The following is a 16091-nucleotide window of genomic DNA, read 5'->3' as shown; positions in this document are numbered from 1 at the left end:
TGCAAGCGCGCAATTTGCAGGGAATGGAGAAAGCGCGACTCCCATGCCTGACTCAGCCCCCCGTCCGCCATTGTCGCTGGATGCAGCAGTGCTCCAGCAGTGGATCGCTGCCGCAGCGGAAAAGGCCAGGGTCAGGAAGAAGACGGGCCCCGTCCCCCTGCCGCCCATCTCCGTCCCCGTCTCCGAGAAACGAGCAGCGACACTCTCCAAGCGTTTGAACAAAGTTCGCTCTCTTTTGGAAAAAGCATCCCAAGACGTCAGGCGTTTCGACGAAGCAAGAAACCGGGAGTTGCGCAGCCTCCACCCCGTGCGGCGACTTGGCCGCAGGAATTCGGACAAGCGACTCGCCAGGCTCTTCGCGAGAATCGAGCAGGCGCTTCAGTCAGCCCAGGCTGAAAAGGCTTCGCACAAACCCGCTCCCGCCGAGGAATGAGCGCTCGCGTCCCCGTCGAGATGAAACGCGTCCTGCTCGTCAGCCTCCACACCCTGGACTGCGTGGGCGGCGGAGAGGCGTATACGCTCAACACGGCACTCTCCATTTCCTCCCACGGAGATCATGTGTGGCTGGCCTCCCCCGTGGATAACCCCACCTTGCGCGAAGCCGCACAGGCCAGCCGCATGGATCTTCCCTGGATCGTAGTACACGTCGATGGGGCCGCCTGTCCCATCGTGGAAGAGCTTCCTTTCAGCCGTGTTCTCGAACTGGCGGGGCAGTCGGATGTGGTATGGATTCATCAATATCTCGGCAGTCCGCTTCTGTTTGATTTTGTCTGCTGCATGGCCCCGGATCAGCCGCTTCTCATGACGAGCCTCGGGTTCGAAGCAGCGAGGCATCTCTTTGAGCAGATGTATCAGCCCGCACCCAACCATTGGTTGGTGGAGATCTCTCCTTACGCCTTGGAGCGTCATCGCGTTCCTGGCAGGGTTCATCAGGCAGCACCCGGAGCGGGCATCTGGCGCAACATGCTTCGCCCGCATCTACCGGCTGCCGATGCCGTGAAAGACAGGCCTCCGCAAATCTGTGCCGTGGGCCGTGTCATGCCTCACAAAGCCTTTGAAATCACGATCGAAGCGCTGCCTGAGGACGCGCATCTCCACCTCATCGGCCCAGCTCGTGATGACATGTACTGCGACTTTCTGCGCCGCGTGCCCACGCTCGGAAAAGTTGTGTTCACGGGTGAGATCACAGAAACAGAGAAGCTCGCGATGATGGATGCCTGTCAGATGCTGGTGGCCTCATCCTCCTACGAGCTGTTTGATGGACGGCGCATCGACCAACCCGAACTCCTGGGCCTTGTCCTTCTGGAGGCGGTGGCGCGCGGGGTACTGCCGGTCGCATCAGACATTCCACCGTTCCGTCGCATCATGGAGGACTTGGGCCTTGCTGACTTTCTCTATCCCGAGCGGGACGTCACCAGGCTGAAGGAGTGCATCGAGTCTATCGCCGCGAGCCCCGCCCCGATCATTCAGCAGAGGGTCTCCATGGCTCAGATACTCCTGCAGCAGGGCTATCTCTGGGATGATTACTGGGAACGAGTACGCGAGATGATCTTCCCTTCGATAAGCTCACCTTCCATCCTTCCCGCAATCACCCGTGCATGACGAGCCTGTCGTAGTGAATCCAGTTTATGAAGATCTCCATCATCTCCAATCTCTATCCTCCCCATGTGTTGGGCGGCTACGAGTTGGGCTGCGCGGAGATCGCGGAACGGGTCGCCCAAGCGGGACACGAGGTGGAGGTACTCACCTCCCGGGTCGTCGGCAGGCTCCACCGGCTTCATGAGCCCGTCGGCACCGCGCGTATCAAACGCATCTTTGCCGCCTTGTTTGAATACGAGAAGCAACCGGCTCTCCATACCTCTCCGGAGTGGCACACGAGGTACGAGAGAGCTCAGGCGGGCACCATCCCGGCGAATGTCTCCGCACTCCTGGAACAGTGGAAAGCCTTTCGACCTGACGTGGTCTGGGCTTTTAATATCGTAGGCCTGGGCACGCTCGGCATCCTCGAGTGCCTGGCGTATGCAGGGTACCCGACGGTAATACACCACATGGACTTCCTGGATGTTCCGCTGGGCGCCCATCAGGCTCCACCTGGTCGCGTGGCTCGGGCCAAAGCACGGCTCACCGCCATCTCCTGCTCAGAGTTCACCCGCGAGAAGAACGAAGAGCTGGGAGGTTACGGGAAACACCTGGTAATTCCCAATGGCATCCAGTTCCCCACCACGACGCCTTCCTCCGTGCCTCCACGAGAGCGGGATGACGGCATCTTCAGCTTCATCTGCTTTGGTCAGATCACACAGGAAAAGGGCATCGTCGAGTTGCTGACGGCATTTCAGCATCTGCTGTCCATCCGGCCCGGTCGCAAGATCCATCTCACCATTCAGGGGCCATGTCATTCACCGCCGTTCCTCGATTCTCTCCGTGCGCGGATCCTTCGGGATGGTCTCAGCGACGCTGTGACACTCGCGGGACCTGTGCCCAAAGAGGAATTGCTGGCCAGCCTGTCCCGCTATGATGCAGCCGTGATGCTGCTCAACACGCACGAAGCTTTTGGTTATGCTCCTCTGGAGGCATCTGCAGCGGGCCTCCCTGTCATCTTCCCGCGAAACTCAGGTGTCGGTTCTTTCCTGCCGGAGGGTGATCCGCTGCTTCTGCGCGAGAGGGACAATGCCCGGTCGACGGCGGAAACCATGGCGAGGTGCGTGGACCATCCCGCTTGGGCCGCAGACCATGCCCAGCGCCAACGCGAGGTTCTGGTGCAGGTTTGCGACCTGGAAAAGGCGGTGCTGCCGGCGTATCTGGACGTGCTCCGCTCCCTCACACCCTCGCCGCCCGTTCGCCATCTCGAAGCCGCGCTCCTGACCAATGCACGCATGGTGGAAGACCACCAGATCTGGCAGTCTGCAGCGGCGTGAGCCACCCTGTGCCGCACTGTTCGCTGCAGCACAGATGACCAGATTGTGTTGCCGTTTGCCTCCTCAGTTGGTAGAACGGTGCAACAAACAGCTTCTGCCTTCGCGACCATGATGCGTAGAACTTCCCATCTTTGTAGCCTGGCAACAGCGGTGTCTCTTGTGATGCCAATCATCCATGCGGAGGCTCAAGAGGCGCCGGCTCAGAACGCGCTCACGGTGGCGCAGGTGGTGCAAAAGCTTGAGGATCAGTTGAAGTACATTTCCACCCTGGAGCTAAAATGGAAGCAAACACTGGTAGTCCCGCCATCGCCACGGATGGCAGAGCAGCATGCGCAAAATGTGAAGAAGCTCGAGGCCATCTCACCCTCCAGTGAGCAGAACGCACGGAGGCGTGACTTGGACATACTCAATGAGAAAGCGATGGAGGAATCTCACAGCTTCGCGAAGGTGAGCTACTCCATTTGGACGCTTCGGTATCATGACTACGGACGATTTCACGGCTCCAACACCAGCCTGAAGGGAGACAAGAAATCACTGTCCGCTGAATACATCGGTGAAACTGAGGGACGCCATCAGAACATCGACCACAGCAACCGATGTATCGATGCCTCGGAAAAGAGCAATATCTTGTTCAACAGCATGACCGCGTGCCCTCCGCTGGTTCTTATCCATCGCCTGCATAGAGGTGGTTACCCCAATGTGATGCCTGAGGGAGAGATCGCCTCGCGGGACAACACAAGCATCGAAGTCACTTTCAAGTTCCTCGATAACACCTTTGTGAAAGCTCACTTCTCCCTCCCCGGGTTCACCTGCACCAAGGTGACCATGACGGATGTCGCCGGCAGAGAGGAAATCATGGAGTCCACGGCCCCATGGAAGAGTGTGTCATCTGTTCCCTTCCTCCCCGCGGTATGGAAACATACCTTCAGCTTCGGGGGCGAAGGGACGATGGAACGAACCTGGGAGTTCATTGAAGCCAAAGATGTCGGCACAGATGGCTACAAGGCGTATCAGATACCCAAGGGATATCACGCGCTCGGCGTGAGCGAAGGGATTCCTTGATTGGGTGCAGCGCGTGGTGGCCGGGACAACGCGAAGTCGATTTGCGACGAGGTGACCTACCGCTTCCGCCCGCAATAGTCGGACGCGCAGGAGCGCATCCCTACCGCCCATTTTGCAGGAGGGACGATTGTGCGGAGGGCGAGTAGCAAAATCGGGGGCTCCGATGCGTTCTTTTCGCAAATCCACTGAGCGTGATGAAAGGGAACCCACGCCCCAGGTCCCCCGAAGTGAACGTCTCTCTCAAAAAATTGCGGTAGGGATGCGCTCCTGCGCGTCCGATTATCGCGGGCGGAGGCGGCGGGCTTATGGCGTCATCTGCCTGCTGCACATCAATCTCCCCTGCATTTTTCACCAGCGCATGCCATCCTCCCACTGACCGCCGAGACTCGGCGGACTACTTTCCTACGCGCGTCTCTTGAAGAACCGTTTCCAAGTGAGCGCGAATCCGGTCCACACGAGCAGCGCAGCGGCGAGTGACGCGAGTCCTGCAAAGGTCTGGCCAATCCAGCCGCCGGCTTCGCCGGTGTGCACCCAGCGAGCCCAGAAACGGAGTTGCTTGCCGGTATTGAAGTCACTGAACGTTTCCCACGCGGACTCGGTTCCAGTTTTGAGATCCACCGTGAGCGTGGACTTCAAGTCGGGCCGACCGCGATGCGAAGTGGCAATCGTGAAGGCGGCAGGTGCACCGGGCTTCTCAGGCAATTTCACCTGGATACTCTCCCACTCGGGCAGCTTGGCAGCGGCGAGTTTCCACGCGGCATCGAGGCCCTTCCATTGTTCAGGGGTCGGGTGTTGTTGCTTGGGAGGCGAACCACCTTTGCCACCACCGGGAGATGCCTGTCGCGGGGGAGGCGCCTCGGTACCCGTCAGGGTGAAGAGCAGATTGTTCGCCCACGTGTAGGACATGATGAGTCCGGTGAGCGCGATGATGGAAAGAGGAAGGATGCCCCAGAAGCCGAGGGCGTGGTGCCAGTTCCAATGGCGGGCCTTGCCATGAATCTTGAAGTTCATGGTGGTGCGCATGTGGATGGCGCGCCATGTCCAGTTCTTGGGCCACCAGAGGTAGATGCCGGTGAGCATCAGCAGCAGGAAGGCGACGTTTGCGGCCTTGGTGATGTTGCCGCCAATGTCCTTGTAGTCACCTTGCGCTGCAAGCCAGCGATGCACGCTGAGCACGAACTTGAAGAAGCCGCGCAGGCCTGGATTCCCCTCACCCAGCAGATCGCCACTTTCTGGGTGCACATAGATTTGTTTCTCACGGCCAAGGCTCACGGCGACGGAAGAGTTCGCCTCTGAAAGAATCATCACACCGGAGGGCGCGGGACCTTCCTTGGCATGCTCGCCTATGCGGCCCAGAAGCTTCTCCAAAGAGATGTCCGCCGGTTTCTGCGTCGCTGTGACGCTATACCCATCCGCCCATTCCAGAATCTGGCGCTCATAGGTCATGAGCGCGCCCGTCACGGCCATGACGAGGATGATCAAGCCGGCCACAACACCAGCAGCGAGATGCGACCAGAAGAACAGACTGCGGAGAACGCGAAGCATGAAGGAGAAACTGAGAACGGTTTGAGAGTGGAAAAGGCCGCTCTCGATGCAAACTCCGGCAAGGAGCATGCATCTGAAGCGGCCTATGTTTGGTTGGAACTCGTCTTTTACATCTCCGCCCATTGGCGGAGCAAGTTGTGATATACGCCCGTGAGCTGCACGTTCGTCTTCTCCACCGTGTCATTGCCGGGAAGGTCACGGCTCAGACGCTGGATGGCGAGATCGAGATCAAACAACAGAGAGCGCTGCATGTCATCGCGGATCATGCTCTGCAGCCAGAAGAAGGAGCAAACACGCGCGCCACGGGTGACAGGCGTCACGTGATGCAGGCTGGTCGCGGGATAGAGCACCATGTGACCGGCCGGCAGCTTCACGCGCTGCACGCCATACATGTCTTCGATGCACAGTTCACCACCGTCATACTCTTCGGGATCTGCGAAGAAAAGCGTGGCGGACAAGTCCGTGCGAATGCGCAGCGGGGTGCCCGGCACCTGGCGGATGGCATTGTCCACATGCGTGCCGAAGGACTGGCCCCCGGTATAGCGATTGAACAACGGGGGGAAGATCTTCAGCGGAAGCGCTGAAGAAAGAAAGAGGGGGTTGCGGCTCAAGGCATCCAGGATCATGCCACCCAGTTCCTTCGCGGCGGGATGCCCCTCAGGAATCTGCATGTTGTCCTTGGTCTTGGCAGACTGATGACCGGCGGTTACCCGGCCATCAGTCCACTCTGCCTGGTCCAGCACCTGCCGCGCGTGCGCGACTTGTTCTGCGTTTAGAACGTCAGGGATGCGGATCAGCATTATTCAGCTTTGTCTTAGAACTTAACGTTGAGCGAAACCACCGCCGAACGGCCCGGGCCAGGGACGAAGTGACCACCACCCACGCGGTCGATGTAGTCCTCGTCGGCGAGGTTGTACACGTTGAGACGAATGGCGATGTTTTCGTTCACCTGATAGCCCAGCATCGCGTCGAAGGTCCAGTAATCCGGAGCTTCACGCTGGTTCAGGTTGTTGTTGAAGCGGCTGCCCACGTACTGAGCGCCTGCACCGATCTGGAAGCCGTAAGGCAGGTCATAGACCGTCCAGAGGTTGAAGGAGTGCTCAGGCGTGTTGGGAACATGGTTGCCCACTTCATCCGCGTTCGCCGAGGCTTCGATCTCGCTGTCGAGATAGGTGTAGCCCGCGAAGACGCGCCAGCTGTCGGTGATATTGCCATTGATGCCGAACTCAGCACCCTGGACGACCTGCTCACCCGAGAGTTCGAAGTTCGTCGGGTCAGCGGGGTCAGCGGTACGGGCATTGGTCTTCTCCGTGCGGAAGAGGGCCGCCGTGAAGGAGACCTTCTCATCGAGGATATCCCACTTCGTACCCACTTCGTAGCTGCGGTTCTCTTCCGGGTCGGTGTTGAACTGGTTCACCACCGCGGAGGCGGAGCTGCTCACGAGCAGTTCGGTCGCGGGGTTAAACGAAGTGCCGTACGCGAAGTAGATGCTGCCGTTTTCCGCTGGCTTGTAGACCAGGGCGGCGCGCCAGCTCAGCAGGCTGTCGTCACGATTGTAGTGATCCGAGCCACCGTCAGCATGACCGTCGGTGAAGTCGGTTTCGAGGTAGTCCCAGCGGAGGCCGCCGTTGACTTCCCAATGGTCACCGATGGCTACCTTGTCGAAGAGGTAGAGGGCAGCGGAGTCCACATCAGCAGCCGAGTAGGCGCCGGTGTGGTAGATGCGACCGGTGAAATTCTGCGTCGGGTTCGGATGGAAGAGGTCCGACTGCGGAGTCACGGTGGACGCACGCGCGCGGTTCTCAGACTCTTCACGCGTCAGCTCGAAGCCGCCAGTGAGGGTGTGCCTGAGAGCGCCCGTTTCGAATTCAGCCGTGATGTCGGTCTGGTTCGAGTAGATGGTGTCTTCCTGATCGCGGGACTGGAGCTGATGGTTCAGCGTGGTGCCCGTGCCAGCAAAACGCGGCGCGGAGATGATGGAGTCACGAGTGGTGCGGCCCACGCGGAACAGGCTGCGGAGGCGCAGGTTGTCCGAGAAGTCATGCTCGAAGATGGCAGTGCCGATGTCCGTGCTGATTTCTTCGTAGTCGCGATCCGTCAGACCGTAGTAGTTGTGGAAGGGCACCGGAGCGGCCTTGTTCGCATACTTGCTCAGGCTGGTGACGGTGTCCGGCACCCACGGGATGCCGTAGTCAGGCTGGTTGTCCTGCTCAAGGTGGAAATAGTTCAGGGTAAGACGGGTGTCTGTACCAAGGCCGAACACGAGGGAACCTGCAAGGCCCCAGCGTTCATCTTCCACGTAGTCACGGCCGGGGATATCGGCGTGATGGTAGAGGCCATTCAAGCGCAGCGCAGCACCGGTTTCCGGGCCGGGGGCCACGGGAGCCACGGACTTTGCACCCTTGCCAGAGACGTTCACCACGCCCTTGCCGGACACAGGAGCAGGCAGCGGCGTGCCGGGTGCCTGGTTGGTCCAGAGAGGCTGGTTGACGTCCAGCGTAGCACGGAAGTAGTTGTCCGTGCCGCCGCCCACATCTGCTGCATAGAAGGGCTGAAGCTGAGCGGCTTTGGAGACGAGGTTGATGGAACCACCGGTGGATCCACGACCGGCGTTGGTGGAGGAAGGTCCCTTGAACACTTCCACCTGTTGGAAGTTGAAGGGGTCACGGGTGTAGCCACCGAAGTCGCGGACGTTGTCCACGAAGATGTCGGTCTTGGCGTTGAAGCCACGGATGGAAAGGTTGTCACCGGCAGGGCCGCCGCCACCTTCACCCGCCTGGATGGAGATGCCGGGGACGTTGCGCAGCACGTCGCGAAGGGAGGTTGCGTTCTGCTCCTTGATGACCGCTTCCGGGATGACGGTGATGGTCTGGGGAACGTCGCGAAGCGGGCCCTGGATCTTGGGCGACTCAACGCGCTCGGGCTTGTAAACCTTGTCCTGGGAGCCTTCCACGACCACGGGGGGAAGTGTGGTGGCGTTCGTGGGAGCTGTGGGGGCAGGAGCGGCATTCTGGGCCGCCAGATTGCCGGCTGCGCAAAGGAGCGTCGTAGTAACGGCAAGACCTTCGGTCGCGTGTCTGCGAGTAGAAGACTTGCTGCGGGAGCTGCGTCTCTTCATGTGTGTTGGTTCTGAGTCTAGTGGAGTATTGGTGCCAAGACTCAGTCGCAATAAGCGTTGAGCAGTCGCAATTGCGTCTGAGTCTCACCTTCATTGAGACTGGTTCGCAGCATGAGTCAATTACTATTCTTTGTTCGGAATCGAACAATGATCCCCTTTTGCACGATTCCCCTACTCACGAAGTGCTTTCGGGTTACACCACCCCATCCCCTCCGGCGCCCCAATCCTAAAACAAACAGGGACCTGCAGTGCAGGTCCCTGAGGCAAGCGAAAGCTGAAATCAGCAAAAATTACCGCTGCAGGAAGTAGCAATCCCAAAGGCCGTTGAGCACCTTCTCCTGATTGCCCTTGTCAAGCGCATGCTGGTACACGGCCACTTCCGTCATGTCGCCGTCGAACTTCTCGTCCTTCTCCAGCTTGGTGTCGGAGGGAAGCGGATAGTAGCCAAAGGTGAGCTGATCCATCATCGGCATGCCAGTCGGCAGGGAAGCCTCATCCGAGTGGGTGATCTTCCCATCTGGAGAGCGGACTGCCACACGCACCTTGCCAGCCTTGGCATCCCACACAGCGACGACCACCGACCACATCCAGGGCGAGCCCTTCTTCTCAAAGGTGGCAGGGCGCACCAGCGGCAGCACCAGCGTTTCCCCATGCTGCACGCGCGCCCAGTACTGGCCGGCGATATGACTGTGGTGGATGCTGAGGGTATCCTTGGACCAGCTGGAGCTCAGGAGTACCGGACGGATGGACTTGTCCTTCTTGGACGCATTGGCGCGAAAGACCACCGCGACGGTGACGCCAGTCGAACCGGCTACGCCATTCCCTGGAACCTTAAGCGCCGCACTGGAGTCGAGAATATTGCGAAGGCCCGCCTCGCCAGCGAAGCTGATTCGCGTGCGCGTGGTCCCTGGTCCGTTGCAATCTCCCACCGTCACCGCGGGAAGATGTTCGGGGGTGTTGTCATAACCTCTCATCCACACTTCCTTCAGGACGGGAGCGATGCTCTTCCACACATGAATGCGCGCTCCCTGGCCGGTGGGAACCCTGCGGTCCTCATTGCCACTGAGACCCTTGTGCCAGATTTCCGTGTCTGCACGGCAGCGCCACACGAGCTGGTCTTCCAAGGGCAGCGTGAGAGCCACAGCCTTGGGCAGCGACGAGGGCCAACCGGACTGAGAATTCGATGAGGACGAAGGTGCAGACGGCGTGGACGCAGCCGCCGGCGTAGCTGGCTTCGGCGTCGTTGATGTGCTTGGGGTTCCCGCCGCTTTGGTTTCCTCGCCGCGCCCCATGATGAAGACAAAGAAGCCCACGGCGAGCAGCACGGGCACCCCGGCGAGGACGTAATTTTTGTACTTCGCCCATGCGCCGGCATCTTCAGAATGCGTCACTGCAGCAGTGGACATGACGGGACGCGGATTCACGGTCACCACACCGGATGTGGCGCGCGCGGGAGAGGCGGTGGGAGCTCCGCGCTGTGTAGGCGCACCGCGTTGCGTCGGCGGATTGCGATGAGTCGGTGCTTCAGCCGCCACCGCGATGCCACCCGAGGAGCCGTTGCCATTGGAATGGGCCGACGCTCTCCCCGAAGCCATCGTCATCGGAGGGCGCGCCACTGGAGCGGGAGGCGGTCCAGATGATGTCGTGGAAGTCCGTGTGGAGCCAGTGACCGAAGGTGGCAGGGCCACCATGCCGTTGGGCACCGGCATTTTGCCATCCAACGCGTCTTCGAATTCCTTGCGTGCGATCAGGGCCGTGGAGGGACGCTCCTTGCGATCCGCGGAAATCATCTTCATCAGCCATGCAGCCACAGCGGGCGGCGTGTCTTTACGCCGTAGTTCCACGGACTTCACCAGATGATTCAGGTGGGCGTCCATGGTGCCGGCCATGTTGTCCCCCTCGAAGGGGAAGCGCTGGGTCAGCGCCTGGTAGAAGAGGCAGCCCAAGGCATAAATATCCGTGCGTACATCAAGCGCCTCACGCCGGAACTGCTCCGGAGCCATATAATAGATGGAGCCGAAGACGTTCCCCTTGCCGTCCATGGTCTGGCGGCTGGGTGTTTGGGAAAGTTTGGCAAGACCGAAGTCCAGCACCTTCACCGTCCAGGAGCCGGTGATCGTGCGCTTGAGAAAAATGTTCTCTGGCTTGAGGTCGCGGTGCAGGATGTCCGCTTTGTGAGCAGCGACGATGGCATCCAAGGTCTGGCGCACGAGACGATGGAAGTCTTCCCAAGTGAGCGCGCCGCGGTCGAGTGCTTCCTTGAGGGTCTTGCCCTCCAGCATCTCCATCACCACGAACGTGCCTTCTTCGTCCCGATCGAAGTCGAAGATATTAACAATGTTCGGGTGCTGCATGGCCGCGAGCACCAGGGCCTCTCGCTGGAACGCCTCCTCCGCAGCTGCTTCCTCCGCACCGTCGTTCTTGTTCAACAAGCGTTTGATTGCGACCTCACGCTTCAGCGTGCGGTCAAACGCGGTATACACTTCACCGAAGCCGCCTTGGGCGACTTTGCGTACGAACTGGTAGCGATCAGCCATTTATAGTAATTTCACTCGTTTGAGTATTTGGTCAATATGAGTGCTAGCAAAAATTAGTCGTTTTCTCAAATTTTTTGCAACACGGCCATCAAAACAGAGTGAACGGACAGCTTTTGCTCGTTGCGAAGCCCATTCATTCGCGTTTCCGAGTTCGCTTCTAACATTTTTCTCACACGGAAGTCGCAAGATTCAGAATGGCATTTAGTAAGCATTTAGATTTTGTCGCAGCATGAATGTGGATGCAATCACGGGCAATTCGGCACTAGGGCGTGTTTTAGAAATGGTATTTGATAGCATTGAGAACGCAAGCTAGCTGAACAAAGGCGAGGAAGGTGGCAGCAAGTTTGTCGAGGCGGCGGTCGATGCGAAGGAAGGTTTTGAGGCGTTGGAAGAAGTTTTCCACTTGGTGACGCTTGCGATACCAGCCTTTATGATGTGCGGCTGGCTGCTTGCGTCCCTCGCGTGCGGGCACGCAAACGCCCACACCGCGGTCCTCCCAATGGTCACGCAAGGCATCGACATCATAGGCTTTGTCTCCCACCAGCGTACAGCCTTTGGGCACGGCCTTGGTCAACTCGAGAGCCACTGTAGATTCATGAACCTGTCCGGCACTCAGCTTCACGCAACAGGCCATGCCTTTGGTATCTACCAAGGCGTGAACCTTGGTGTTGGCCCCGCCCTTGGTGCGCCCGATGGCATTGGCTTGGACTCCTCCATGTCCGCCATTGGCAAACTGATGCACCTTGCAGCACGTAGCATCCATGTGGCGCAGCTTGCCTGTGGTGTAGCGTGCCAGCCTGCCTAAAAGGCGCTGCCAAAGGCCACCCGCCAGCCAGCGACGAAAGCGACCGTACACTGTCTCCCAAGGGCCAAACCCCTCAGGCAGGTCCCGCCATGGGGCTCCTGTACGCAGCACCCAGACAATGCCCTCCAGCATCAACCGCACATCCTTGGAAGGACGGCCACGCCGGCGTCTCCTTTTGGATCGAATCGAAAAATCTTTCTCCGACCGCTTACGTTAATTTTTTTAGCGCCTCCCAGCGGGCGTCCGACAGCCACAAACGTTTGATTGGTTGCATCGCAATCACCTATCACTCAAGAACATTGCCCAGGCAATCTCGTCGTCCTACATTATCAAAACACGCCCTAACACAGTGCCGACGGAGCGAGCGCGATCGAAAGGAGCCGTGTCGTTTCCGAAACGGTCCGATCCATAACGGACATCTCATCTAAATATTATTTCAGACCTTGGATATGATAACGGCCCGGTTCCTCACTCCGTTTCCCTAGGTCGTGTCTGAAAACCTGTATTTAGGACCTTAGCCAGTCAATCACTGCGGCGAAGTGAATAAGGGACAGGAAGTTCTGAGCAAGCTTGTCACGACGGGTGGCGGTGCAGCCCCATCGCTTCAAGCGGCAGAAGAAGTTCTCCACCCGGTATCGAGTGCGGTAAAGTTTCTTGGGGATGCGCACCTGATGTTTGCGGTTCTTCTTGGTGGGGAAGCACGGTTGATGACCCAAAGCGCGTAGTGTGTCGCGAAGTTTGTCATCATCAAAACCCTTGTCCCCCACGATGCGCAGATTACATCCCGCTCTGATTAGATTGACCACATGACGTCCTTCGTAAGCCTGTCCTTCAATGAGCGCTGTGTTGACCAAGCGACCTTGGGCATCGGTCAGAGCCATGAGCTTGGTGTTGCGTCCACCACGCGTCTTTCCCATGGCTTGTGTGGCAGCACCGCCAGCGGGATTGGCCGCGCATTGGTGCACCAGGATGTGAGTGCCATCCACCAAGCGCACCGGACCGCGGACTCGGCGCGTGAAGACCTCCAGGATTTTGAACCAAAGGCCCTCCTTGGCCCAGCGGCTGTGCCAGCCGTGAATGGTGGAGTACGGCCCGAACCGCTCTGGCAGGTCACGCCAGGGCCCTGCGTTGCGCAGGCGATAGAACAGGGCGTCCAATAACAGGCCCAAGTCGGTGCGAGGTCGCCCGCCTTGATTTACCTGGGCACCACCATTTTTGTGAGCCGCTTTTTCAGCGGCTCCCACCAGAGAAATCGAACTTTCATGTCGTTCCTATGCTGCCACCAAATATCCTCTGAGCCACGTTATTTAAGACTCATTTGAGGTTCTCAGACATGACCTAGAGGCCTGCCAGCACATGGAAGAATCCATCCCATTAGAAGAACTTACCAAGCAGCTTCATGCGGCCTTAGAGCCCACCTTGGAAGAGCTTCGGTATGCGGTGAGCTTGCACCCAGGTTTTTCCGTGGTGTCCTCAGGCATCGGTGAAGACGGACCTGTACACTCATGGATCGGGCTGACGAGCGAGCGAGTCGACAATGAAATGCCGGAAGTCACCCTTTCGATTTCATGCGTCTTGATCCGCTGGCCCGAAACCGTGGATACCACCTTGCGTTGCGCGGTAGGATGGTATCGAAGCGCTACACTGGGAGGCCTTGATGGATTTTGCATCTACGAATCGGGACAGCCTCCCATCCAGGTCGGAGGCTTCCCCGATCTCTCCCGCGCCAGCCAACACTTCCCAAGATTGAAGGCCGCATACCTGAAAGCCCTGGACAGAGGCACGCCTCCCTCCCGTACCCAGCAGTTTTGGAACAGGCACTTTCGAGGTTGCCCTCCTCCCATGCATTTCTCGTTGAACAATCAGTAGGAAACTGGCCTGGATTGCATCGGGGCGCTTTAAGTGTAGGAGGCGCTCCGTGCTGACCGGACGACACTCCAAGCTCAGCGACCCAGCCCACGGCACACCACGATTGCTACCAGAAGCGCGATGGCCGGGTTCGCTGCAGCGCATGGTTAGGCATTTCTCTGCTAGCGGGGTTTCTCGGAATCTTCCTCATTCCAAATAGATGAAGTGCAATTCTCTCCGTATTCAGCAACAACCTGCCTGTTTGCTTCATTTCCATCGACAGCGAAGTAGACTTTGCGGATTCCGATGGCATGTGGCTCGGGGCCCCAAATGATTGCCTGATATGGCCTTAAATGAGGTGTTTCTTCCACGGTGTTCGTTTAGAGTCGCCCAACATCAAGAATCAGCCACCGGTTGCAAGCTGATTGCCTACGCCCGCTTATTCGGCCTGTTGTTCCATTGGAGGAGTACCACGCATGGTGCGGTTGGCTATTCCCGCTCGATGCAAAGATCCACCGAAAGTGTGGTCCGCAAGTTCTTCCTTTCCCCCTCAAACTCAAAAACGAAAGTCATGTCCAAGGTGACGCTTACCTCGTCATCATGCGGGTCACCAAACGTGATGGAGTGCAGATCGATGGGATTATGGACGCTCCAAATGTAGATCGAGCCCTCAACGTAGCCGTCCTCCGGATTTGATGGAAACTCGAACTTTCGACCCGCTAAGTCTTTCAGGTCAGTCGCGCTAATCTCAAGTATGAAATCCAAAGTCTGCTCAACAGCTTCACCATCGATGGTGAACGGTATCAACTCAACTGAAACACCGGGCTGCCGATCACCGATGAAGAGTGATCCGCTTCTCGGACGAATCAGGTCGGCAGGGAACTCGGCCGGAGGAGATTTGGACATAGGCGCTGATTGTGAATTGATTTCGTAAGCGGGTAACTTCCAAACGTGCTGCTATTCGGATTGAGCGAACGACGCCAAGCTCAGCAAACGGTTAGGCGTCATTGGGGGTCGCTTGGTTTTCCTTCAACAATCTTGACGCCGGTTGGTGGCTTGAAAAGTTCAGGGTCAAAGGGAAGGTCCCTCTCGTAGGTCAAATAACGGATGGAAAAGTAAGGTTTGTCGTCGCGAAACACGTCGAGGTGAAAAGGCTTTTGGGTGTCTGCCCGGGTAAAAAGAACGATGCGATAGTCCGCGTGCCTAAACTCGGATGCGTCACAACGCTGTCCGTCGAGTGACTGCGGTGTGAGTGAAGCAGCCTGATGACTGCGAAAAAACTCAACTTCCTTACCAAATTCCAATGTGGAAAACTCCTCGGGAGCGTTGCGGTCGAGAATGTTGTGGTGTGTATTGAAAGTGGGGCCCGGGTCAACGATGTGTTGCGCGACGCGGGGAATGAGATTGACCATCCAGATATCTGGCTCTGCGACGACGATGAGGCCATGGATACCGAGTAGTGGGTCGGCTTGTTCTTCCATGCGGGAGTAAGTGGTTCCGCCAATGTAAAGAATCTTGGGTTTAGCGGCGAATGAGTCTGGCTGAATTTTGGGAGAGATACTGCGATACTCGATTCGCGTCAGTGGCGGCTTCGAGTCTGCCGCGTGGAGTTGAGCGATGGCCACAAAGACCGGAAGGATGAAGACGATTTTCATGTTTATTTCTTCGCGCTGAATCGAAGTTGCGGGGAGTTAGAATCATCCTTTGTCATGGTGGTCAGGGTGAGCTGGATTCCGGAGGCATCTTCAGGCCGTTGCAATTCGGCAGTGTAGGTAACAATGGTGCTCGACCAAGAGGTCTCAGTGACAGGATAACTGTCATCTCCCGTCGTGAAGTAATGGGAACGAGGGATGGAATGCCCGGCAAGTGTGAAGCAGAGGCTATAACCATCCAATGGAGTCTCAGAAGTTCCCCACCATCTCTCGCTTTGATGTGAATTCTGCTCCACCCAAGCCGAGTTGATGTGGATCGTCTGGCCGTCAATGCTCAATTCCATGGGCGAAGCCTGCAATGATTGTCTCCACGTGCCACGCGCCAACGCCATGTCCTCGGACTGCGATATCGTTTCCTGGCCTGGCTCATCCCAGTTTGTTAGAAAATCCCAAGCTTCACCTAACGCAGCAGTCGCCAACAGCAGGCAGCAAGCAAGGGCGAGTATGCGCATGATCCATGGCTTCATCACGTTGGGTTTGATCTCCTGGCCTGACGCTAAAGCTCGGCCAACCGCTGGGCGAGACAAATGTGTTCGCATCCGTCTCAAG

Annotated in this window: 13 protein-coding genes; 4 read left to right on the top strand and 9 right to left on the bottom strand. The window is 58.0% G+C overall.

Translation table 11 applies throughout. The features are described from left to right. Positions 1–43: 43 nt before the first annotated feature. The 4 genes from G5S37_RS13005 to G5S37_RS12990 all read left to right on the top strand — a co-directional run bounded on the left by G5S37_RS13005 (position 44) and on the right by G5S37_RS12990 (position 3977). Positions 44–433: a hypothetical protein gene (locus G5S37_RS13005; RefSeq protein ID WP_165204552.1), complete on the top strand. Its 390-nt coding sequence runs from the start codon at positions 44–46 to the stop codon at positions 431–433. After that, on the top strand, positions 430–1602 hold the full coding sequence (locus G5S37_RS13000) for a glycosyltransferase family 4 protein (protein ID WP_165204550.1): 1173 nt from the start codon (positions 430–432) through the stop codon (positions 1600–1602). The genes G5S37_RS13005 and G5S37_RS13000 overlap by 4 nt, the downstream gene beginning before the upstream one ends. 26 nt (positions 1603–1628) lie before the next feature. Next, positions 1629–2915, top strand: coding sequence for a glycosyltransferase family 4 protein (locus G5S37_RS12995; protein WP_165204548.1), 1287 nt, complete (start codon positions 1629–1631; stop codon positions 2913–2915). A gap of 162 nt (positions 2916–3077) precedes the next feature. Next, on the top strand, positions 3078–3977 hold the full coding sequence (locus tag G5S37_RS12990) for a hypothetical protein (RefSeq protein WP_165204546.1): 900 nt from the start codon (positions 3078–3080) through the stop codon (positions 3975–3977). A gap of 402 nt (positions 3978–4379) precedes the next feature. Here G5S37_RS12990 and G5S37_RS12985 read toward each other — a convergent pair whose 3' ends face one another. The 9 genes from G5S37_RS12985 to G5S37_RS12940 all read right to left on the bottom strand — a co-directional run bounded on the left by G5S37_RS12985 (position 4380) and on the right by G5S37_RS12940 (position 15994). Next, entirely contained in the window at positions 4380–5522 is a 1143-nt protein-coding gene (locus tag G5S37_RS12985; protein WP_165204544.1) for a PepSY-associated TM helix domain-containing protein, read from the bottom strand. Positions 5523–5629: 107 nt separating this feature from the next. Further along, positions 5630–6322: a Fe2+-dependent dioxygenase gene (locus G5S37_RS12980; RefSeq protein ID WP_165204542.1), complete on the bottom strand. Its 693-nt coding sequence runs from the start codon at positions 6320–6322 to the stop codon at positions 5630–5632. Positions 6323–6336: 14 nt separating this feature from the next. Continuing rightward, positions 6337–8640, bottom strand: a complete 2304-nt coding sequence (locus tag G5S37_RS12975) for a TonB-dependent siderophore receptor (protein ID WP_165204540.1) — start codon at positions 8638–8640, stop codon at positions 6337–6339. 290 nt (positions 8641–8930) lie between these two features. Continuing rightward, entirely contained in the window at positions 8931–11177 is a 2247-nt protein-coding gene (locus tag G5S37_RS12970) for a serine/threonine-protein kinase (protein ID WP_165204538.1), read from the bottom strand. Between the two features lie 274 nt (positions 11178–11451). Further along, positions 11452–12168: an IS5 family transposase gene (locus G5S37_RS12965; protein WP_276617057.1), complete on the bottom strand. Its 717-nt coding sequence runs from the start codon at positions 12166–12168 to the stop codon at positions 11452–11454. A gap of 320 nt (positions 12169–12488) precedes the next feature. Further along, positions 12489–13226, bottom strand: coding sequence for an IS5 family transposase (locus G5S37_RS12960; RefSeq protein ID WP_206026383.1), 738 nt, complete (start codon positions 13224–13226; stop codon positions 12489–12491). Positions 13227–14319: 1093 nt separating this feature from the next. Further along, on the bottom strand, positions 14320–14736 hold the full coding sequence (locus G5S37_RS12950) for a hypothetical protein (RefSeq protein WP_165204534.1): 417 nt from the start codon (positions 14734–14736) through the stop codon (positions 14320–14322). 98 nt (positions 14737–14834) lie between these two features. Further along, positions 14835–15485: a hypothetical protein gene (locus tag G5S37_RS12945; protein WP_165204532.1), complete on the bottom strand. Its 651-nt coding sequence runs from the start codon at positions 15483–15485 to the stop codon at positions 14835–14837. A 2-nt stretch (positions 15486–15487) separates the two neighbouring features. Further along, complete coding sequence (locus G5S37_RS12940; protein ID WP_165204530.1) at positions 15488–15994, bottom strand: hypothetical protein; 507 nt, start codon at positions 15992–15994, stop codon at positions 15488–15490. Between the last annotated feature and the right edge of the window lie 97 nt (positions 15995–16091).

Origin of the sequence: Roseimicrobium sp. ORNL1 (assembly GCF_011044495.1) — a bacterium.
Taxonomy (GTDB): Bacteria; Verrucomicrobiota; Verrucomicrobiia; order Verrucomicrobiales; family Verrucomicrobiaceae; genus Roseimicrobium.
The sequence above is the reverse complement of the archived record's forward strand: the minus strand, read 5'-3'. Positions and strand labels throughout refer to the sequence as shown.